Raw genomic sequence first — 20,337 nt, 5'->3', positions numbered from 1 at the left:
CTATCCCTGAGCCTCGCTTGGCCTTAAGCTGCGTGAGCCAACAAGGCCGTTACCGCGTACGGAGACACTGCCCATGCGAATTCTATTGGTTGAAGACAACCGCGATATTCTGGCCAACCTGGCCGATTACCTGGGGCTCAAAGGCTACACAGTGGACTGTGCGCAGGACGGCTTGTCGGGCCTGCACCTGGCGGCCACCGAGCATTACGACCTGATCGTGCTCGATATCATGCTGCCTGGCATCGATGGCTACACCCTGTGCAAACGCCTGCGCGAAGACGCACGGCGCGATACGCCGGTGATCATGCTCACCGCACGCGATCAACTGGATGACCGCCTGCAAGGCTTCAAGTCCGGGGCTGATGATTACCTGCTCAAGCCATTTGCCTTGTCGGAACTGGCCGCGCGAATCGAGGCGGTGTTGCGGCGTGCCCAGGGTGGTGGCCGCCGCGCCCTGCAGGTGGGCGACCTGAACTATGACCTCGATACCTTGGAAGTCACCCGCGAAGGGCGCCTGCTCAAGCTCAACCCAGTGGGCCTGAAACTGCTGGCAGTGCTGATGCAGAAGAGCCCGCACGTGCTACGCCGGGAAATTCTCGAAGAAGCCCTGTGGGGCGATGACTGCCCGGACAGCGACAGCCTGCGCAGCCACGTTCACCAATTGCGCCAGGTGATCGATAAGCCCTTTGCCAAGCCGTTGCTGCAAACGGTGCACGGGGTGGGTTATCGCTTGGCCGAGGGCCGTGATGGAGTTTAGACAAAGCCTTGCCCAACGGATCATCATCGCCTTTGCCTTGATGAGTGCGTTGGTGGCGGGGGCCTTCGCCATGGGGATCGTTGCGACGGTGCACCTGGTGGAAGAGAAGCTGATCTCGGCGGGCCTGGGCGGTGACCTGCAACGGCTGCTGTTGATGGACAGCATGGAAGACTGGCGACATCGGCCGGAGCCGGACCAGCTGTTTTACTTCAGCGGCGGGCAAGGCGATTTCGAGTTGCCCAAGGATCTTCGGCATCTGGACCCGGGCTTCCACGAAGTATTTCGCGAGTCTCTGTCGTACCACGCCATGGTCGAGGTGATCGACGGTCGGCGGTATGTGCTGCTGCAGGATCAAAGCGATTTTGAGGAGCGCGAGCGCGTGCTGTTTGCCGTGGTGCTGGTGGGGTTCGTGCTCAGCCTGGCGCTGGCGGTGTTCCTCGGCTGGGTGCTGGCCCGCAAGGTGATGGCGCCGGTAGTACGCCTGGCTCGCCAGGTACGGCATCGTGACCAGTTATTAGGGCTGGCGCCGCCCTTGGCTCCGGATTACGCAGCTGATGAAGTGGGCGAGCTGGCGGTGGCGTTCGATGCCACGCTGGGGCGCCTGCGGCAGGCGTTGTCCCGTGAGCAGTTGTTTACCAGTGATGTAAGCCATGAGCTGCGCACGCCCTTGATGGTGTTGGCCAGCTCCTGTGAGCTGCTGCTGGAAAACCCCGCCATCGATCAACGCGGCCGTAACCAGGTCCAGCGAATCGCGCGGGCCTGTGAGGAAATGCGTGAACTGGTGCAGACCTTCCTGATGCTGGCCCGCGCCAAACACGATGATGCCGTCATGTCGGCTCAGGTCAACCTGACGCAGGTCGCCGAAGATTTGCTGGGGATCTGGCGCGGGCCCATCGAGCAAAAAGGCCTTGAGTTGATCTACTGCCCTGGCAATCCTCTGGATACTCGCTACAACACCACGTTCCTGCACGCAGTGATGGGTAACCTGTTGCGCAATGCACTGCATTACACCGAGCAAGGGTTTATCCGCCTCACGCTGGAGCCGAGTGGTTTTGTGGTGGAGGACTCTGGCGTGGGCATTCCTGAAGACAAGCGCGAAGCGATGTTCGAGCCTTTTGTGCGCGGCAGCGAGAACCGTGGCGAGGGGCTAGGGCTTGGTCTGTCGCTGGTGCAACGGATCTGCGAGAGCCAGGGCTGGAGCGTGAGCCTGACGACGATGGAGCCCAATGGCTGCCGTTTTCATGTCGAGCTGAGCCAGGTCAAAAGCTGACCGTTCAGTCTGTCGTTTTGCGGATGCAGACTGCCTGCTTTTCAGCGAAGATGGCCCGATGCTACTGAATGTTTCTGTAAAGTCTTGAAATGTATGCAGTTGGACAGGACAAGATTTTCACAATGAGTTGACCTGTTGATTACGTTTAGCTGCTTAAGGTTGCAGGCATCAGTTACCGGAGACGTACGATGCCTTCCCCAATCAAGTTGGAATTTTCCGAAAAGTACGACGATCAACACGCGCAACAATATTTGCTCAAACATCAGGACAATCTGGCTCGCCGGTTGTCCCACAAACGCGACGAGCAGCTGGCGCGTGGTGCACTGGCCATGGCCGGTGAGCCGGGCCTGGTGCTGGACCTGCCTTGTGGCGCTGGACGTTTCTGGCCGTTGCTGGCCGAAAAACCCAACCGTGTGATTATCGGGGCTGACAATTCGGCGTCGATGTTGAAGATCGCCACCACCGCTCAACCGGCGGAGGTGGTGAAACGGGTACGCCCTTTGCAGACATCTGCCTTTGATATCGATTTGCCAGATAACTCCGTCGACAGTATTTTCTGCATGCGCTTGATGCACCACATCGGTGAAGCGGAGCACAGGCTGACAATACTGCGTGAGTTTCAGCGAGTTACCCGCGACAGCGTGATTATTTCGCTGTGGGTGGACGGCAATTTCAAGGCCTGGAAGCGCAAGCGCAGCGAAGTACGTCGTCGCAAAAGAGGTGAGCAGGAAGGTTACCAAAACCGGTTTGTGTTACCGGCTGCTACTGTCGAGGCAGAATTCGAGCAGGCCGGTTTCCGTGTTCAGGAATCCCTGGACTTCATACCGCTCTACGCCATGTGGCGAGTGTATGTATTGCGCAAGAGGTAACAGATGGCAGTTGAGTGCGTAGCAGGCAGTCATGTAGCTCCCGAGGAGCGGTTTGATTATTTCTGGCGCCAGAAGGGTGAGTGGGTCGAAGAACCCAATCGCCGGCGTGGCGGTGAAAGTGGTGTGCAGCGAGTGGTCAGCCCTAATGGGCGTTTGCTGTATTGCAAGCGTCAGACCGGGCACATCTACCGCAGTTGGTTGCATCCATTCGGGCGTCCGACCGTGCTGCGTGAGCGTGATGCCTTGAAGGGCCTGCGTTTGCTGGATGTGCGCGTGCCGGAGTTGGTGTTTTGCGAGGCGCGACGCGACCCGGAGCATCAATGGAAAGCCCTGTTGGTGACCGCGTCACTGGACGGTTTCGACGAGATCGAAAACTGGTACGCCGCCGGTGGCCGTGAGCAGTACGGCGAGGCGGTCCACGAGCGTTTGCTCCAGGAGCTGGCCGGCACCCTGGCCCGTATGCACAAGGGTCGCTGGCAGCACGGTTGCTTGTATATCAAGCACATTTTCGTGCGGGTAACCGGTGAGCCTGATGCGGCGATTGTGGAAGTAGCCCTGCTGGATTTTGAAAAATGTCGCCAGCGTTTGACCGCTTATCGGGCCGCGTCCCATGACATGCTGCAATTGCGCCGCCATTCGTCGTGGAACGATACCGACTGGAAAAAACTCAGCTACTTTTACGAGACGGCGTTTGGCAGCGCTATCAAGGGTTTAACCAGATGAAGCTAGAAATAGCACGAGGTTTGTTTTTGGTCGGGGCGTTGGGCATTTCAGCCCTTGCCCTGGCAGCGTGGGAACAACCTCGCACACAAGTGCTCAGTGCGGTAGACGGTGGCGGGCAATGCCTGCTGCCGCGGATTGCCAAGGCAAGTGTGGCGGCCAGGCCTGATCATGATTTGCTGCTATTCATGTTCGGGATGTCTCAAGCAATGAGGCCGCAAAGTTGAAACGAGTAAAACTCCTGGAAAGGGCCTTGCGATGCGAGGCCCTTTTTTTACGCCTGACGCTTTAACGGTAGGAGCAAGCTCGCTCCTGCAGAGGGGCAATTTTCAGATCAGGTGCAGGTGGTTATCCCAAAACCCCGCCGGTAATTCCAATGGCTTGGCCATCAGTCGTTCCTGACGACAATCATAGAAGCGGCAACGTCCCTGTCCCGACGTAACCACAAACCCGTCCGCCACTGCACCCACACCGGCGCAGTCGGGCAACGGCCCATCCAGGCGCAGCTCGGCGCTGTCCATATCCCAGATGAAGAAACGATTGCCACGCGGCGCCGTGAGCGCTACCAGGCGCAGTTCGCTGTGCACCGCCACGCTGGCGGTGTAGTGCCCCATCGCTTGCAGTTGCTCATCGGCTACCGGGAACGCTATAAAAGGCTGGCCCGGGCGCTTGATTGCGAGCAACTCGGAACGCTCCTGGGACGGCCCCATGAACTGCTGCCCGGTGAGGATGGTGCCATCGCTGGCGATCCCCATATGGCGCACGCTGTTCATTTGCTGCCCCAACGTTTCCTTGCTGATCAAGGTGCCATCGCGCTGCATCAGCACCAGGCTCGGTTCCATGGCGTTGAGGTTCATCTCCACGCGGCTTTCGGCTTCGGTGCGAATGCCGCCGTTGGCCACCACCAGGGTTTCGCCGTCGGGCATCCAGGAGACCTGGTGCGGGCCGACGCCGTGGGTGGAAATCTCGCCGCTGTGTACCAACCGCTCGCCTTCGAACTTATACACACCCAACAACCCACGACCGGGATCTGAGGTGTCGTTCTCGGTGGCGTACAGCCAGTCGCCGCTCTTGTGGATCACCGCATGGCCGTAAAAGTGCCGGTTGGCCTTTGAGGTGATGGTTTGCAGCAGCGTGCCATCGCGCAGGTCGATCAGGTAGCTCTCGGTGCCCGGGCGACGGGCGACGAACAGCGCAATTGGCCGTGTGGGGTGGTTGATGATGTCGTGACAGCGCTGGCCGACCTGGGTGGCAAAGACGGGCTTGCCGTCCAGGCGATAGCCGACAGCGTAGTGCTTGCCGTCGGCATCATCGCGTGCCGAGAGCAGCAGCGGCCCCTTGTCTTTGCCTTTGAACAGCGTCCAGCCGCCCAACGTGAGGGCGCTGAGCAGCACGCTACCCAGCGCCAAAGCCTGTCGCCTGAGCATCATCAGTCACCGTCGTTGGCGTTGAAGCCCAGTTGGACGCCCAATGCTTTGGCCAGCTCGCCCTCGTGAAGGCGATGGACCACATTGAGGCTGTCGTAGATATCGTTGAGTTGCTGGCGCCCGGCGTCATCGTTCAACAGTTCATTGAGGGAGCGCTGGTTGCTGGCGAACAGTTTCAGCGACGCAGCATAGGCGGCGTCGATCTTCTCGGCCAACGGCTTCTGATCGCTCGGCAGCAGGCCGCGCAGGCCTTTGTTGTCGACACCGACCCATACGGTCTGGGCGGCGGCGAGGCTGGCCTCCAGGCTTTGCAGGGAGGACTGGCTGCGCCATGCATCGGCCTGGAAGGGTTGCGGGATGCCCTTGGTCTGGCGGCCCATCGGCGTGCCGAGTTTTTTCTTCAGGGTGTCCAGTGCGGTTACTTGCACGCGCAGCAGATCGGCAATGGCTTCGTGGGAATCAGCGTAGCGCTGGTTCGGAAACTTGGTCATCTGCGCGAGCATACCGTCGGTGCTGTTCCAGCTGGCGAGGATCTCTTCAGCCAGGGCTTTCTGACGCTCGCCGATGGCCATCAGCAGCGGGCAGTAGCGGGCTTTCTGGGTTTCGTCGGCAACGTCGGGCTTGGCGTCGTAGAGGATGTATTCGTAGGCCGACAGGCCCTGCACCACCACGCTCGATTTGGCCAGGGCGGCCGCATCGATCTGCGGCTGGGCGCTGACCAGTTGCTCGACCTGGCGACCTACCAGGTTCTTCTTGTCCGGCCAGAACTGTACCTGCCAGGCGCGGTTGCCTTCGGCCAGTGGGCCGATCAGCAACGGTTGCAACTCGGCCCAGGCTTTTTGTGCGTGCAGGAAGTCGGCGCGGGCGGTGTCCAGGCTTTCCTTGCCCTGGCAGTAGGCCAGGGCGCTGACGGCCAGCTGGCGGTCGGCTTCAACCCAGCGGCTGTAGGTCGGCAGGATCACCTGCTTGGCGATCGCCGCCGAGGTCACTGCTTGCGGGTCCTGGGGCGAGCACGCGCCCAGGGCAAGGGCGGCGAGGCTGGTGAACAACAACTTGGGACGAAACATGTCGAGCTCCCTTCTGTGAGTGGGGCAAAGCTTATAAAGAATTCAGGAACGCCAGCAACGCGGCCCGCTGTTCGGCGTTAAATGACAACACATGTTGCTGCGCCGCTTGTGCTTGCCCGCCGTGCCACAGCACGGCCTCAAGCAGGTTGCGGGCGCGGCCGTCATGCAAGAACTGGGTGTGACCACTGACGGTTTGCGTCAGGCCAATGCTCCACAGCGGCGGGGTGCGCCACTCGCGGCCGGAGGCTTTGAATTCGGTACGGTTGTCGGCGAGGCCTTCGCCCATATCGTGCAACAACAGGTCGCTGTAGGGGTGTATCACCTGGTTGGCCAGCTCGGGTTCGGCGGCGTTGGCGGCCGTGGTGAATGTCGGCTTGTGACAGCCCTGGCAGCCGGCCTCGTAGAACAGGTTCTTGCCGGCCAGCACCTGCGGCGTGTTGACGCCTCGGCGTGCAGGCACTGCGAGGTTGCGGGTGTAAAACAGCACCAGGCGCAGGATGTTGTCGCTGACTTCCGGCTCGCCGTCAGGGCCATTGCCGTTTGGCGCCTGCTTGCACGCCACTTGGGCGTCGGTGCAGTCATCAAAGGGTCTCAGGGAGGTCGTGAGGCCCATATCACCCGAAAACGCGTGAACATTTTGTTGGTTGAGGTTGGGTTGCCCGGCTTTCCAGCCAAAACGCCCGAGTACGGTTTTATGCTGGGCGTCATCCCAGACCCAATTAGCGCGGCCGACGATGGCGTCTCTGTCGGCGGTCTTGGGGTCGGTGTTGCGCAGGATATCGGCGTCGCTGATCGCTTCGAGCAGGCCCAGGCCGATCATCGGCGGCGCGATGCGTGCCGAGAAGCGTGTGTCGGGGTGCATCGGGCCGTAGCCGAGCTGGGTGATTTGCAGGTCGGGTTTGCGCAGTTCGACGACGGTGCCGTCCTTGAAGCTGACCTGGACAGGGCTGTAGTCGACCCGCACCTTGCCTTCCGGCGTTACGCCAGGCACGGCCATGTCTTGCAACTGCCCGCCGTAGACCGGCTCGGGCACCACGCCGAGCTGTTCGATCAGCTTGGCGTAGGGGGGCTGCTCTGTAATGGAGAGGGGAATGGAGAGGCGCACCAGCATCGACACGGCATTGGGTGCATCGGGCAGCGGCGGGTGGCCACGGCCGTCCTTGATATGGCAGTTCTGGCAGGCGTTGGTATTGAACAGTGGGCCCAGGCCATCCCGTGCCGTGGTGGTGGCCGGCGCGATCACCCAGGGGTTGCGAAAGAAGCTGTTACCGACGCTGAAATCCAGGCGACGGCTGGGTGCCAGGTTGGCCGAGGGCAGGGAAAAGGCGTTCTGGTCGCGCTTGTTTACCGTCGTCGCGCCACCGGATCGCGATTCACCCGGCTCGGCCTTGGTGAAGCGAGGGGCGTCGTCGCAAGCCGTCAGGCATAGAGCCAGCAACGCTGCAGACAGGTAGGAAAGCGAACGGAACATCGAGATTCCTGGACGAGGGGGCAAAATCTGGTCGCAAAGTCTAACAGGGCCGGGCGGTTTGAATAAGAGCAATTATCGTTTGGTGGCATCGCGATTCTTTCCCGCTAGAATGACCGCACATTTTTTTCTGGAGGTGGCCAATGCAGGCTCTCGACGCTTTGCTCAACCGTGTTTCCGTGCCGCGTTTACTCGACCCGGCACCGACCCAGGAGCAGCGCGACCTGTTGTTCGCTGCCGCCATGCGGGCGCCCGATCACGGTCAATTGCGCCCTTGGCGTTTCCTCACCGTAGAAGGCGCAGCCCGTGAGCAAATGGGCACGCTGTTGGCCGAAGCCGCCCGGCTGCAGGACGCCGACGCACCGCAAGCGGTCATCGACAAGGCGCAGAACGGCCCGCTGCGTGCGCCGTTGGTAGTTGTGGTGATTGCGCGTTTGCAGGAGCACTTCAAAGTGCCCAAGTCCGAGCAATTGCTGGCGGCGGCCTGTGCGGCCCACGGCATCCTGCTGGCGGCGTATGCCCAGGGGATTGGTGCAGTGTGGCGCACCGGTGAACTGTCTTACTCGGCCCACGTCGCCAAAGGGTTGGGGCTGACGGCGGATGAGGAGGTGATTGGCTTCCTTTATTTGGGTACACCGCAGAACCCGCCGCGTACCGCACCGAAGGAAGACCTGACGCCGTTTGTCCAGGCCTGGACCGGCTTTCAAGACAAAAAGTGATCTAAATGTGGGAGGGGCGGTGCGACGTTTCCACATTTTGACCCCAGTGTCTTTGAGATCGATTACACCCTGAACTGATCCATCAACTTCATCTGCTGGCTGGCCAGGGCATTGAGCTGGCTGCTGATCGCCGCCGACTCGGTGGCCTGGCCGGTGAGGGTTTCGGTCACGGTGCGAATCGCCGAGACGTTGCGGTTGACCTCTTCGGCCACCGCGCTCTGCTCTTCGGCAGCGCTGGCGATTTGCAGGTTCATGTCGCTGATCACCGTGACCGCGTCGCTGATCTTGCCCAGCGCCTGCACCGCCTGATGGATCTGCCCGGCATTGCTCTGGGCCTGGTGCTGGCTGGAGTGCATGGTCGCCACTACCCCACGGGTACCGCTCTGGATGCGTTCGATCACCACGCGGATTTCCTCGACCGAATCCTGGGTGCGTTTGGCCAGGTTGCGTACTTCGTCGGCCACTACCGCAAATCCACGCCCGCTTTCGCCGGCGCGTGCTGCTTCGATCGCGGCGTTCAATGCCAGCAGGTTGGTCTGTTCGGCAATGCTGCGGATCACTTCCAGGACTGAACCGATTTGCTCGCTGTTGACAGCCAGGGCTTCGACTTCGGTCACAGCTTTGCTGACTTCCTCGGCAAGGGTGGTGATGTCGCGGGTGCTCTGCTCGATGATCGACATGCCTTCGCGGGCCGACTGATCGGCGCCGCGTGCCGCGCTGGCGGCATTGGAGGCGCTGTTGGCGACGTCGTGGGCGGTGGCGCTCATTTCATTCGACGCCGTGGCGACCTGGTCGATTTCACGGAACTGCACCTGCATACCTTCGCTGGTCTGGCGTGCAATGGCCGAGGATTGATCCGCCGTACCCCGGGCTTCGGTGATGCTTTGTTTGATCTGGGCGATGGTCGGTTGCAGCTTGTCGAGGAAGCGGTTGAACCAGTTCACCAGCTCGCCCAGTTCGTCTTTCTTGGTGTAGGCCAGGCGTTGGGTGAGGTCGCCGTCGCCGCTGGCAATGTCCTTGAGCATGGCCGCCACGCTGTTGATCGGACGGGTCACGCCGGTGGCGGTCAGCCAGATCAGCAACAGGCCCAGCAAGCCGGCGGCGGCTGCCACCAGCAAGGCTTTGACGGTGCCGGTAGCCTGGGCTTCGTCGAGCACGGCTTGCAGCTTTTCGTTATCAGCCAGCATCACGCTTTTAGGCAGTTTGATCACCACACCCCAGGATTTGGCATCGGCAATCGGCTTGACCGGGTACACGGCGCGAATCGTGTCGTCCTGTTCGCGGATCATGGGCCGATCATTGCCCAGCAGTTGCACGATCTCCTTGCCTTCGGCGCCGAGGGTGTCGACCAGGTTCTTGCCGACCCTGGCCGGTTCGCCGCTGTAGGCTGCAATCAGGCCGGTGCTGGACAGGATTTCCAGGTGAGCAGCACCGTTGAACACGTCCTTTTGTGCCGCATCGGTGGTGGCTTGCAGGGCAGTGAGGGCGATGTCGACACCCACGACGCCGATGACTTTGCCATCGACGATCAGGGGCAGGGAAATGGTGGTCATCAGCACAGGTTTGCCGGCCACCGTGTCTTCATACGGGTCCAGCAGGCAGGTGCTGCGGGTGTCCCGTGGGCAGGTATACCAAATGTTGTAAGGCGTGCCGCTGAGGTTGAGGGTGGTCTTGGTCAGGTCATCCTCGACCATGATGGTGTTCAGGCTTTCGCCGCCGGCACGGCTCCAGTAGCTGGAAAAACGGCCTTTTTCGTTGGAGACGCGGGCCTTGTCGTCAACGAATTCACTGTCCTTGCCATCCAGGCCGTTGGGCTCGAACGACAGCCAGATGCCCAGCACCTTGGTGTTGCGCTCGAACGCGGTTTTCACGCTCTGGTTGATTTCTTCGCGCAGGGCGCCGGCTTCAATGGAGCGCTTGGTCCCCAGCTGACGCAGGTCCTTGATCTGGTCGGCGAGGGCGGTAACCGCCAGCAGGTTTTCACCGAAGGTCTTTTGCAAGTGCCCGGCCTGTTCAGCGGCCTTGGCTTGCAGCAGCTGTTCCACGCTGGCGGTGAGCATTCGTGAGCTTGAATCACTGACCAACCGATCGTTCTGGTTGGTGTTGTAGATATTGATGCCGACCACCAGTGCGATCACTCCCAGCAGGCAGAGGCCGGACAGCAGCACGATTTTCAAGCGGATAGAAAGGGTGTCGAACATAGGTTCACTCACGAATGGACTTGTGGGTATGCACGCAGCAGAGCCAAGTCCATTCGGCGCCGTTCCTGAAACATCGGCGTCACAAATCAATTCATGAGTAATAGGCGATGAGCGGTAGGAAAATGCCTACGCCGGGCGTTATACGGGCCGTGCGAGCTGCTCGGGGCGGGACCAGATCCACAGATTGCCCAGGCTCATTCCGGCGATGGCCAGGTACACCGGCCAGCCATGATCAAGCATCACCAGCATCAAGACTGCACACAGGACCATGCTTACGGTGGCGCTGACCTTGGCCCGGCGCGCAATGATCTTGCCGTTGCGCCAGTTGAACAGGATCGGCCCGAACAGGCGGTGGTTTTCCAGCCAGGCGCTTAAGCGCGGTGAGCTTTTGGTGGCGGCCCAGGCGGCCAGCAGGATGAATTCGGTGGTCGGCAAACCCGGTATGACAATCGCGACCAAGCCAATCCCCAGGCTGACGTAGGCCAGCAGGCCATAGAGAAGTTGGGCGATCTTTGAGGTGGATTGGGTTTTGCCGGTCATGCTGCAGTTTTCTGGTGGGAGGGTTTACACATTATCTGCCATGAAATGCACTCAAATGTGGGAGCTGGCTTGCCTGCTCCCACATTGAGCCGATGTCTACCGGAACATTTACGCCATTTCTGGGGCGCTAGCGTACGCCTGTTCCAGCAACACGGTGAAGCGCACAAACGCATCGATCGCGCCTTTTTCTACCGCAGCTTCTTCTTCGGCGCTGAACTCCAGGCTGTCGAGGGTGCGGGTGAAGCTTTTCCAGCCTTTGGCGCGGCCACCGGCCGGTTCGCCCAGGTGGCGGGCCCCGAAGGTTTCGCTCAGGCCCAGGCCCACGGCGCGCTTGATCAGAAACGCGGCGCCCAGCTTGGAGCCTTCGGACACGAACAACCAACCCAGGGCTTCGGCCTGGCTTGGGTTTTTCACCGCGCCGGCGACCGGAGCCGGAACGTCGGTGTCCAGGTCAGCCAGGTCGAGCTTGGCGGCTTCGGCGCGGCAGCGGGCGGCCAGGTCGGGAATGATCGTGTTCAGCGCGGCATCGTTGTACAGCGCCACCAGTTCCGACTGGAACAGGTACTGGGCCACCACGAAGCGGGCGAAGTTGGCTTGGGTTTCGAACGGCGCATGAGCCTTCACCAACGCATCCAGCTTGGTGTGCGGTTCATTGGTGATCTGGTTCAGGCGCTGGGAGCGCAGGCTTGGGCGTTCTGCGGTAGGAGAAGCGGTCATGTAAAAAATCCTTGAAAGAGGGAGCGCCTGGGTGCCCTTAAAGAGAGCTGTTATCAACTAGACGAACAAGAAGACGTGGCACAGTAAAAAATCCTCACCCCGCCGCTGATGGATTCCGGCGAGGTGAGGCGGGTGGATCAGATGTCCCAGATCAGGTTGATCGCAAAGTTGCGTCCGGGCTGGGTCAGGCGGTCGAGGTTGGCCGGGCCGGTTACGCCAGCTTCGCCGACGCTGTCGTAACTGCGCACGTCATCCCAGTTCCAGTACTTCTTGTCGGTGAGGTTGTAGAGGCCACCATTGATGGTCACGTCGTTGGTGACCTTGTAGTAGGCGGTCAGGTCGAGGATGCCGAAGCCCGGGGTCTTGAACGGGCCGTCAGTGCTGCCGTCGGGAGCGTGGAAGGTGGTGCTGTCGACGCGGTTCTGTTTCTTCACCAGAGTCCAGCTCAGCAGGCCGCCGTAGTTGTCCTGGTCGTAGCCCAGGCCAAACACGCCCTTGAGCGGGTTGACGCTGTTCAATGGTTCGCCATTGTCGTCGTTGCGACCGTGGGCGTAGGCAATCGAACCCTGGGTGTACAGGCCCTTCGGCGCGCCGAACGCATCCAGGTTCAGGCGGCCCTTGGCTTCCACGCCCTTGATGGTGGCGCGCTTGATATTGACGGCCCGGAACTGCTCCACGGTGCCGCCGACCACGGCGTTGTCTTCGTCGATAAAGTCGCGGTACTTGTTGTAGTACACCGCGATGTCGAAGGAGCCTTCGTCAAACTTGCCGCGTATCCCGGTCTCGATGCCTTTGCTGGTCTCCGGCTTGAGGTCGGGGTTGGGTTCGACGGTGTAGCCAATGTTGAGGTTTTCGAAGCGGCCATACAGGGCCTTCGCCGAGGGGGTGCGGAAGCCTTCGGCGTATTGGCCGAACCAGGTGTAGTTATCGGTCAGGGCGTAGGTCAGGCCGAACTTTGGCGTGACGCGGTGCCAGGTTTTGTCCTTGCCATCGACGGCATATTCGCCAGTTGGGTTGACGGTGTTGAGGAACTCCTGGGTCAGCTTGGGCTTGAGCCGGGTGTAGTCATACCGCACGGCGGGCAGGAAGGTCCATTTATCCCAGCTGATCTGGTCCTGGGCAAACAAGGAGTAAGTGTTGATGGTCGGGTCGGGGAAGTCGCTGGCCTTCTTCACGCTGTCGCTTGCTTGCGGGCTGGGCGCGCCGATGGCGGTGCAGCCGCCACCAATGGCGAGGCACGAGGCCGAGCCTTCGCGCGAGCCGGTGACTTTCTGCTGCTTGAGGGTGGTGCCGTAGGTCACCTGGTGGTCGGTTTCGCCGACGCTGAACGCCTTGTCCAGTTGAGCGTCGAAGACCCACTGTTTTTCTTCGTAAAGGGTGTCGCGGGTACGCAGTACGCGGCGACCAGCCTGGTAGATCTCGGCGGTGGTCTGGTCGGTCTTGGCGATCTGGTAGTTGAGGCTGGTCTTGATGCGATCAGCGATCGGCGACTCCAGGGCGAAGGTGTTTTCCAGGCCGAAGCGCTCGCGGGTGATGGTGTCGTTGCCCGAGCGGGCACGGTAGAGGTTCATGCCTCGACCGCCGATGAACGGGCCGCCTACGGCATTCTTCAGGTTGACGTCGCGGTCATCCTTGAACTTCTCGTAGGTCAGGCCCAGGCGGTTGTCATCGCCATAGTTCCAGCCCAGCTTGGCCAGCACGTTGGTGGTGCGCGCGTCTTCCGGGTTGGCGCCGGTGCGGGCCAGGCCGGTGGCGTTGTTGCCGTCGTAGGATTCGGTTTCATGACCATTGCGCTGGCTCAGGTGCAGCAAGCCATCGAAGTCCTGTACCCGCCCGGCGAAGGTGCCGGAGGTCAGCCAGCTCTCGTCGGCGGAGCTGTAGCCGGTCTTCAGGCGGGCACCGACGTCCTTGCCGGGCTTGATGATGTCGTCCGGGTCGAGGGTGAAATAGCTCACCGCGCCGCCGATGGCGTTGCTGCCGTACAGGGCCGAGGCCGGGCCGCGCAGGATCTCCACGAGCTTGACGATTTCCGGGTCGACGTAGTTGCGACGGGTCTTGGCGTAGGGGCCGTTGAAGAAGTTGTTGGGCACTTCGACGCCGTCCACCTGGGTGAGGATGCGGTCGCCGTCGATACCACGGATGTTATAGCCCGCGTTGCCTGAGCGGGTGCCGGCGCCGCCGACGGAGACACCGGGCTCGTAGCGCACCAGTTCGCGGATGTTGTTGGTGTTCTGGCGGTCCAGTTCCTCGCGGTCGTGCACGCTGACGGTGCTGGGTACGCTGTTCACATCCTGTTCGTTACGGGTGGCGCTGATGGTCACCTGTTGCAGGGCGAGGGCGCCGCCCGCGGCGCGTTTCTCCAGCACGATGTTGTTATTGCCCAGTTTGCGGTAGCTCAGGTTGGTCCCCACCAACAACCGCTCCAGGGCTTTTTCCGGCGACAGCGGGCCGCGCACGCCAGGGGACGACACTCCCTGGCCCAGCTCTGCCGGCAGGCCGACTTGCCAGCCGGTCACCGCGGTAAAGGCGTTGAGCGCCGACACCAGCGGTTGCTGCTCGATGCTGAAGTTGTAATTACCGTGGCTGCGAGGGGCGGGTTCGGCGGCGGTGGCGCTCATGACGGGTGCGCCAGCCAGCAGGATCGCAGCGGTCAGCAAGGACAGAACGGGCGAAGAACACCGGCGGTTGAAACGAGAGGACATCGAGAGCGCTCCGGGATACGAATCTTATAGTTGCGAACTGAACCAAATAGGAATCAGTTGCATTGGCTATAACGAGACGTATCGCCGGTTAACATCGAGTAAAAATAATTCTCATTTAGTTCAGAATCACCAGCGCCGGGTATTCCGACAGCTTGGCCGAGGTGATGTGGGCCAGGGAGCGCACCACGTCCAGGGGCTGGTCGAGGCGATAGTTGCCGGTGACGGCGACGCTGGCCAGTTGCTCATTGTTGTTGACGATCCAGCCAGGGTAATAGCGGCGCAGTTCAGCCAGGACTTCGCTCAGCGGGCAATTTTCGAACACCAGACGACCCTGCACCCAGGCCAGATCCTTGCCGACATCGAGCGTGGCCGGTTGGCCGAAACCCTTGGGGCCGACGCGGATGCTTTGCCCGGCACTCAGGCGTACGCGGGCATCGTCGAAGCTGTTGCTCAGGTCGACATCGCCACGCTGCACTTGTACCTGAGCCTCACCATCGAGGTAGCGCACGGCGAAGGCGGTGTCGCGCACACTGGCGCGCACGGGGCCAGCGTCGATTTCCAGGGGCAGGCCACGGCTGGGGGCTATGTCGAAGAACGCTTCGCCCTGGTACAGGCGCGCAATGCGCTGGTGGTCAGTGATGCGGCTGGAAAATGCCGAGTTGGTGTTGAGCAGCACCTTGGACCCATCGTCCAGTTGCAGGCGTTGGCGCTCGCCGACCACGGTGAGGTGATCGGCCTGCAAGCGCATCGGCAAGTTGCTGAAGCTGAACAGACCGATCAACAGCACGGCCGCAGTGGCCAAGGGCTTCCAGTGCGGTTTGATTCGGCGCCAGCCGCTTGGCTGGCGTGGCACCGCAAGGGCCACGGCGGCGCTGTGTACCGGTGCACCCGCCCAGGTCGCCTGGGCCTTGCTGAACGCGTGGACATGCGCCGGGTCCTCGGCCAGCCAGGCGTCGAACTCGGCCTGCTGCCCGGGTTGCGGGCACTGCAAGGCGATCAGCCAGTCGAGGGCTTGGTCCATGGCCGTGTCTTGCAGCACCTCATGAGCCAACGCATGGGGGCGCAGTTTATTCGGGTCCGTCACGGTGTTCCTCGGGTCTTCGCCACGTTCTATTCATTTTTTCGTACAGCGTGGATCGATAGCTCTGTCGGATGGAGCTTAAGGCTGATCCAGCCGTTCGGCCACACCTACACAGATGGCCATGATCAATTTCAGTTCCTTTTGTACGGTGCTCAAGGACACGTTCAACTGATCGGCAATCTCCTGGTAGCTGCAACCGTGCAGGCGGCTGAGGATGAAAATCCGCTGCTGACGAGCGCTCAGCTGGCCGAGGCTGACGCTCAGATGCTCCAGCAGTTGCTCGGCCTGAATGGCTTCTTCAGGTGTGCTGGCAGGGGCGGCAACGCTTTGCAGCACGTCCAGCGGCACGTCTTCCTGCAACGTGCGGGCCTGGATCCGGCGCGAGCGCAGGTGATCCAGCGCCAGGTTGCGCGCGGTCTGGTAGACAAAGGGTTCAAGGTGGTCGATCGGCCGCTCGCTCAGGGCCCGAGTGACGCGCAGGTAGGTTTCCTGCAACAGGTCCTCGGCAGTGCTGTGGTTATTCACCATCCGCTGCAAGGTGCGTAGCAGAATCACCCGTTGGGTGAGAAAGACTTGGTTGAAGCGAGATTGGCTCACAGTGATACCAGACCGATTTGCAGCGAATGATAATGCTTATCATCAACTGAAATGGCAAGTGGCTATTTCCCTGAACCTACTCTGGACAAAATGTAACTGTGGGAGGGGGCTTGCTCCCTCCCACAGTTGGGGTTACTCGGCGTTGCACAGCGCCAGGCAGTTATCCAGCATACGGTTGGAGAAGCCCCACTCGTTGTCGTACCAGGCCAGCACCTTGAGCAACTTGCCGCTGACCTTGGTGTGATTGGCATCGAAGATCGACGACAGCGGGTTATGGTTGAAGTCACTGGAAACCAGCGGCAGGGTGTTGTAACCGAGGATCTTCGAGTGCTGGCTGGCCTGTTTCAGCAGGGCGTTGACTTCATCGGCCGTGGCTTCTTTCTTCAACTGCACAGTCAGGTCCACCAGAGACACGTTGATCACCGGTACCCGCACCGCCATGCCGGTCAGCTTGCCCGCCAGTTCCGGCAGTACCAGGCCAACGGCTTCAGCCGCGCCGGTTTTGCTCGGGATCATGTTCTGGGTGGCCGAGCGCGCGCGGTACGGGTCGGTGTGGTAGACGTCGGTCAGGTTCTGGTCGTTGGTGTAGGCGTGAATGGTGGTCATCAGGCCGCTTTCGATACCCAGCTCACGGTGCAGCACCTGCGCGACCGGCGCCAGGCAGTTGGTGGTGCACGACGCGTTGGAGATGATCTGGTGGGATTGACGCAAAATGTCATGGTTTACCCCGTAGACCACGGTCGCATCCGCGCCCTTGGCCGGAGCCGAGATGATCACCTTGCGTGCGCCGGCGGTAATATGGGCGGCAGCCTTGTCGCGGTCGGTGAACAGACCGGTGCATTCGAACACCACGTCGATCTTGTGTGCAGCCCACGGCAGGTCGGCGGGGTTGCGGATGGCACTGACGGCAATCCGGTCACCATTGACGGTCAGGCTTTCCTGATCGTGGGCGACCTCTGCATCGAAAGTGCCGTGTACGGTGTCGTACTTGAGCAGGTGGGCGTTGATCGAGCTGTCGCCCAAATCATTGATGGCGACGATCTGCAAATCCTGGCGATAGCCTTGGGTATACAGTGCGCGCAGGACATTACGGCCGATACGACCAAAACCATTGATTGCGATACGTAGAGTCATTGGAAAAGTGCCTGTCGTCGATTTGTTGTAAGAATTACAAGATTATTCGCATAAAAATAGAAAACAAGCCTTTTTAGTGGCAATATTTTGTTCAATCTACAACGAGTGACCTGAATCAACTGGTCCGATGATCCAAACGACCCTCTGCCATCCCGTGGGCCGTGGGCGTTTGATCAGCATAGACACTCAGGTCGCCACATCCGTTAGCCTGGAGTTCTATACATGCATCCCCGCGTTCTTGAGGTCACCGAACGGCTTATCGCCCGCAGCCGCGCCACCCGCGAGGCTTACCTTGCGCTCATCCGCGGCGCAGCCAGCGACGGTCCGATGCGTGGCAAGCTGCAATGCGCCAACTTCGCCCACGGTGTAGCCGGTTGCGGCACCGAAGACAAAAACAGCCTGCGCATGATGAATGCCGCCAACGTGGCAATTGTTTCTTCTTATAACGACATGCTCTCGGCGCATCAGCCCTACGAACATTTCCCTGAACAAATAAAGAAAGCCCTGCGTGAAGTGGGCTCGGTCGGCCAGTTCGCCGGCGGCACCCCCGCCATGTGCGACGGTGTGACCCAGGGCGAGCCGGGCATGGAACTGAGCCTGCTCAGCCGTGAAGTCATCGCCATGTCCACGGCGGTAGCGCTGTCCCACAACATGTTCGACGCCGCGCTGATGCTGGGGATCTGCGACAAGATCGTCCCCGGCCTGATGATGGGCGCGCTGCGCTACGGCCATCTGCCGATGATCTTCGTGCCGGGCGGCCCGATGCCGTCGGGTATCTCCAACAAGCAGAAAGCCGATGTGCGCCAGCGCTACGCCGAGGGCAAGGCCAGCCGCGAAGAGCTGCTGGAATCGGAGATGAAGTCCTACCACAGCCCCGGCACCTGCACCTTCTACGGCACCGCCAACACCAACCAGTTGTTGATGGAAGTGATGGGCCTGCATTTGCCGGGCGCGTCATTCGTCAATCCGTACACGCCGCTGCGTGACGCGTTGACCCGCGAAGCGGCGCACCAGGTCACGCGCTTGACCAAGGCCAATGGCAACTTCACGCCGATCGGCGAGATCGTCGACGAGAAATCCATCGTCAACTCCATCGTTGCGCTAAACGCTACCGGCGGTTCCACCAACCATACGCTGCACATGCCGGCCATTGCCATGTCGGCGGGCATCATCCTGACCTGGCAAGACATGGCCGACCTCTCCGAGGTGGTGCCGACCCTGTCCCACGTGTACCCAAACGGCAAGGCCGACATCAACCACTTCCAGGCGGCGGGTGGCATGTCGTTCCTGATCCGCGAACTGCTCGAAGCCGGCCTGCTCCACGAAGACGTCAACACCGTGGCCGGCAAGGGCCTGAGCCGCTATATCCAGGAACCGTTCCTGGTGGACGGCGAGCTGGTCTGGCGCGATGGCCCGATCGAGAGCCTCGACGAAACCATCCTGCGCCCCGTGGCCCGTGCGTTCTCGCCGGAAGGCGGCTTGCGCGTGATGGAAGGCAACCTTGGCCGTGGCGTGATGAAAGTTTCGGCTGTCGCGCCCGAGCATCAGGTGGTTGAAGCGCCGGCGGTGGTGTTCCAGGACCAGCAAGACCTGGCCGACGCCTTCAAGGCGGGCCAGCTGGAAAAAGACTTCGTTGCGGTGATGCGCTTTCAGGGGCCACGTTCCAACGGTATGCCGGAATTGCACAAGATGACCCCGTTTCTCGGCGTGTTGCAGGACCGTGGTTTCAAAGTGGCGTTGGTAACAGATGGGCGAATGTCCGGCGCCTCGGGTAAGATCCCTGCCGCGATCCACGTCAACCCCGAAGCCCAGAGCGGCGGGCCGCTGGCGCGGGTGCAGGATGGCGATATCATCCGCGTCGATGGCGTCACCGGCACCCTGGAGCTTAAAGTGGACGCCGAAGTATTTGCAGCGCGCACGCCTGCCACGGGCCTGTTGGGCAATAACGTGGGGGCAGGTCGCGAGCTGTTTGCATTCATGCGCTTGGCCGCAAGCTCCGCAGAGCAGGGCGCCAGCGCCTTTACCTCTGCCTTGGAGACGCTTAAGTGAAGCTTGCGCTGGTCGGTGATATCGGGGGTACCAACGCCCGTTTTGCGTTATGGCGAGATCAGGAGCTGCATTCGATCCGCGTGCATGCCACAGCGGATCACCAAAGCCCTGAAGAAGCGATCAAGGTCTATCTCGCAGAGGAAGGCCTGGAAATCGGGGACATCGGTGCGGTGTGCCTGTCGGTGGCCGGGCCGGTGAGTGGCGATGAGTTCAAGTTCACCAACAATCACTGGCGCCTGAGCAAGACGGCGTTTTGCCAAGCCCTGCAAGTGGATGAACTGCTGCTGGTCAATGATTTCTCGGCCATGGCCCTGGGCATGACGCGTCTTAAGCCCGACGAGTTCCGCGTGGTCTGCGAAGGCACGCAGGAGCCGTTGCGCCCAGCGGTGGTGATCGGCCCGGGCACTGGCCTGGGCGTTGGCACCTTGCTGGACCTTGGCGCCGGGCGTTTCGCGGCATTGCCGGGGGAGGGCGGGCACGTCGACCTGCCCCTGAGCAGCCCGCGGGAAACCCAGCTGTGGCAGCATATTTACACGGAGATCGGCCATGTCAGCGCCGAGACCGTATTGAGCGGCGGCGGGTTGCCGCGTCTGTATCGCGCTATTTGTGCGGTGGACGGGCACGAGCCGGTGCTGGACACGCCCGAAGCCATCACCGCAGCGGGCCTGGCCGGTGACGCGGTAGCCATGGAAGTGCTGGACCAGTTCAGCATCTGGCTGGGCCGGGTCGCGGGCAATAACGTCTTGACCACCGGTGGGCGCGGTGGCGTGTACATCGTGGGTGGGGTGATACCCAGGTTTGCCGACTTCTTTATCGCCAGCGGTTTCGCCAAAAGTTTTGCGGATAAAGGCTGCATGAGCGACTACTTCAAAGGTATTCCGGTGTGGTTGGTGACAGCGCCGTATTCGGGGCTGACCGGGGCTGGCGTGGCGCTTGAGCAGGCTTTTGCATAGGCTGTGATGGCCTCATCGCGAGCAAGCCCGCTCCCACATTTGACCCCGTTCCAACTTTGGAATGCA

18 protein-coding genes and 1 pseudogene are annotated in these 20,337 nt (G+C 61.1%); 8 read left to right on the top strand and 11 right to left on the bottom strand.

Annotated elements, in window-relative coordinates; all coding sequences use genetic code 11:
• The first annotated feature begins 73 nt into the window (after window positions 1-73).
• The 5 genes from colR to PSEBG33_RS05590 all read left to right on the top strand — a co-directional run bounded on the left by colR (window position 74) and on the right by PSEBG33_RS05590 (window position 3,843).
• Window positions 74-757, top strand: a complete 684-nt coding sequence (gene colR / locus PSEBG33_RS05570; protein ID WP_003208587.1) for a two-component system response regulator ColR — start codon at window positions 74-76, stop codon at window positions 755-757.
• Window positions 747-2,027 (top strand): sensor histidine kinase, encoded by a 1,281-nt coding sequence (locus tag PSEBG33_RS05575; RefSeq protein WP_005791031.1) that lies wholly within the window; start codon window positions 747-749, stop codon window positions 2,025-2,027. The genes colR and PSEBG33_RS05575 overlap by 11 nt, the downstream gene beginning before the upstream one ends.
• 188 nt (window positions 2,028-2,215) lie before the next feature.
• Window positions 2,216-2,896: a class I SAM-dependent methyltransferase gene (locus tag PSEBG33_RS05580; RefSeq protein WP_005791029.1), complete on the top strand. Its 681-nt coding sequence runs from the start codon at window positions 2,216-2,218 to the stop codon at window positions 2,894-2,896.
• A 3-nt stretch (window positions 2,897-2,899) separates the two neighbouring features.
• Window positions 2,900-3,619: a lipopolysaccharide kinase InaA family protein gene (locus PSEBG33_RS05585; protein WP_005791027.1), complete on the top strand. Its 720-nt coding sequence runs from the start codon at window positions 2,900-2,902 to the stop codon at window positions 3,617-3,619.
• Complete coding sequence (locus PSEBG33_RS05590) at window positions 3,616-3,843, top strand: hypothetical protein (RefSeq protein ID WP_005791025.1); 228 nt, start codon at window positions 3,616-3,618, stop codon at window positions 3,841-3,843. Before PSEBG33_RS05585 ends, PSEBG33_RS05590 begins: the two co-directional genes overlap by 4 nt.
• 102 nt (window positions 3,844-3,945) lie before the next feature.
• Here the strand turns inward: PSEBG33_RS05590 and PSEBG33_RS05595 are convergent, their stop codons facing one another.
• Genes PSEBG33_RS05595 through PSEBG33_RS05605 form a run of 3 tightly spaced genes read right to left on the bottom strand, consistent with a single transcriptional unit; the run spans window position 3,946 to window position 7,581 of the window.
• Entirely contained in the window at window positions 3,946-5,043 is a 1,098-nt protein-coding gene (locus PSEBG33_RS05595; protein ID WP_005791023.1) for a DUF1513 domain-containing protein, read from the bottom strand.
• A 2-nt stretch (window positions 5,044-5,045) separates the two neighbouring features.
• Window positions 5,046-6,110, bottom strand: coding sequence for an imelysin family protein (locus PSEBG33_RS05600; protein ID WP_005791021.1), 1,065 nt, complete (start codon window positions 6,108-6,110; stop codon window positions 5,046-5,048).
• A 31-nt stretch (window positions 6,111-6,141) separates the two neighbouring features.
• Window positions 6,142-7,581 carry a di-heme oxidoredictase family protein gene (locus tag PSEBG33_RS05605; RefSeq protein ID WP_005791018.1) on the bottom strand — a complete coding sequence of 480 codons (1,440 nt, stop codon included), beginning with the start codon at window positions 7,579-7,581 and terminating at the stop codon, window positions 6,142-6,144.
• Between the two features lie 140 nt (window positions 7,582-7,721).
• On the opposite strand from PSEBG33_RS05605, the gene PSEBG33_RS05610 reads away from it, so the two are divergent.
• The gene (locus PSEBG33_RS05610) at window positions 7,722-8,297 is read left to right on the top strand and encodes an NAD(P)H nitroreductase (RefSeq protein WP_005791016.1); all 576 of its coding nucleotides are present in this window, start codon (window positions 7,722-7,724) and stop codon (window positions 8,295-8,297) included.
• A gap of 62 nt (window positions 8,298-8,359) precedes the next feature.
• Here the strand turns inward: PSEBG33_RS05610 and PSEBG33_RS30185 are convergent, their stop codons facing one another.
• The 8 genes and pseudogenes from PSEBG33_RS30185 to gap form a co-directional block, all read right to left on the bottom strand.
• Window positions 8,360-9,115: a methyl-accepting chemotaxis protein gene (locus PSEBG33_RS30185; protein WP_372804199.1), complete on the bottom strand. Its 756-nt coding sequence runs from the start codon at window positions 9,113-9,115 to the stop codon at window positions 8,360-8,362.
• A 102-nt stretch (window positions 9,116-9,217) separates the two neighbouring features.
• Window positions 9,218-10,357 (bottom strand): annotated as a pseudogene (locus PSEBG33_RS30180) (HAMP domain-containing protein); the annotation flags it as partial.
• Window positions 10,358-10,636: 279 nt separating this feature from the next.
• Window positions 10,637-11,038, bottom strand: coding sequence for a YbaN family protein (locus PSEBG33_RS05620; protein WP_005791013.1), 402 nt, complete (start codon window positions 11,036-11,038; stop codon window positions 10,637-10,639).
• A gap of 108 nt (window positions 11,039-11,146) precedes the next feature.
• Complete coding sequence (locus tag PSEBG33_RS05625) at window positions 11,147-11,755, bottom strand: biliverdin-producing heme oxygenase (protein ID WP_005791011.1); 609 nt, start codon at window positions 11,753-11,755, stop codon at window positions 11,147-11,149.
• 137 nt (window positions 11,756-11,892) lie between these two features.
• Window positions 11,893-14,457 carry a TonB-dependent receptor gene (locus PSEBG33_RS05630; RefSeq protein WP_032803702.1) on the bottom strand — a complete coding sequence of 855 codons (2,565 nt, stop codon included), beginning with the start codon at window positions 14,455-14,457 and terminating at the stop codon, window positions 11,893-11,895.
• 115 nt (window positions 14,458-14,572) lie between these two features.
• Entirely contained in the window at window positions 14,573-15,541 is a 969-nt protein-coding gene (locus PSEBG33_RS05635) for a FecR family protein (protein WP_005791007.1), read from the bottom strand.
• Window positions 15,542-15,616: 75 nt separating this feature from the next.
• Window positions 15,617-16,135, bottom strand: a complete 519-nt coding sequence (locus PSEBG33_RS05640; protein WP_005791005.1) for an RNA polymerase sigma factor — start codon at window positions 16,133-16,135, stop codon at window positions 15,617-15,619.
• A 132-nt stretch (window positions 16,136-16,267) separates the two neighbouring features.
• Window positions 16,268-17,269: a type I glyceraldehyde-3-phosphate dehydrogenase gene (gap, locus tag PSEBG33_RS05645; protein WP_005791003.1), complete on the bottom strand. Its 1,002-nt coding sequence runs from the start codon at window positions 17,267-17,269 to the stop codon at window positions 16,268-16,270.
• Window positions 17,270-17,491: 222 nt separating this feature from the next.
• Here gap and edd point away from each other — a divergent pair, with 222 nt between their 5' ends.
• Together edd and PSEBG33_RS05655 are read left to right on the top strand one after the other, a co-directional pair.
• A complete protein-coding gene (edd, locus tag PSEBG33_RS05650) occupies window positions 17,492-19,318 on the top strand; it encodes a phosphogluconate dehydratase (protein ID WP_005791001.1) in 1,827 nt (608 codons plus the stop codon).
• Entirely contained in the window at window positions 19,315-20,271 is a 957-nt protein-coding gene (locus PSEBG33_RS05655; RefSeq protein ID WP_005790999.1) for a glucokinase, read from the top strand. The genes edd and PSEBG33_RS05655 overlap by 4 nt, the downstream gene beginning before the upstream one ends.
• Window positions 20,272-20,337 lie beyond the last annotated feature (66 nt).

It is taken from the genome of Pseudomonas synxantha BG33R, assembly GCF_000263715.2.
In the GTDB taxonomy this organism is placed as follows: Bacteria; Pseudomonadota; Gammaproteobacteria; order Pseudomonadales; family Pseudomonadaceae; genus Aquipseudomonas; species Aquipseudomonas synxantha_A.
Note: the sequence above shows the minus strand (reverse complement) of the source record. Positions and strands in the feature narration are given on the sequence as shown.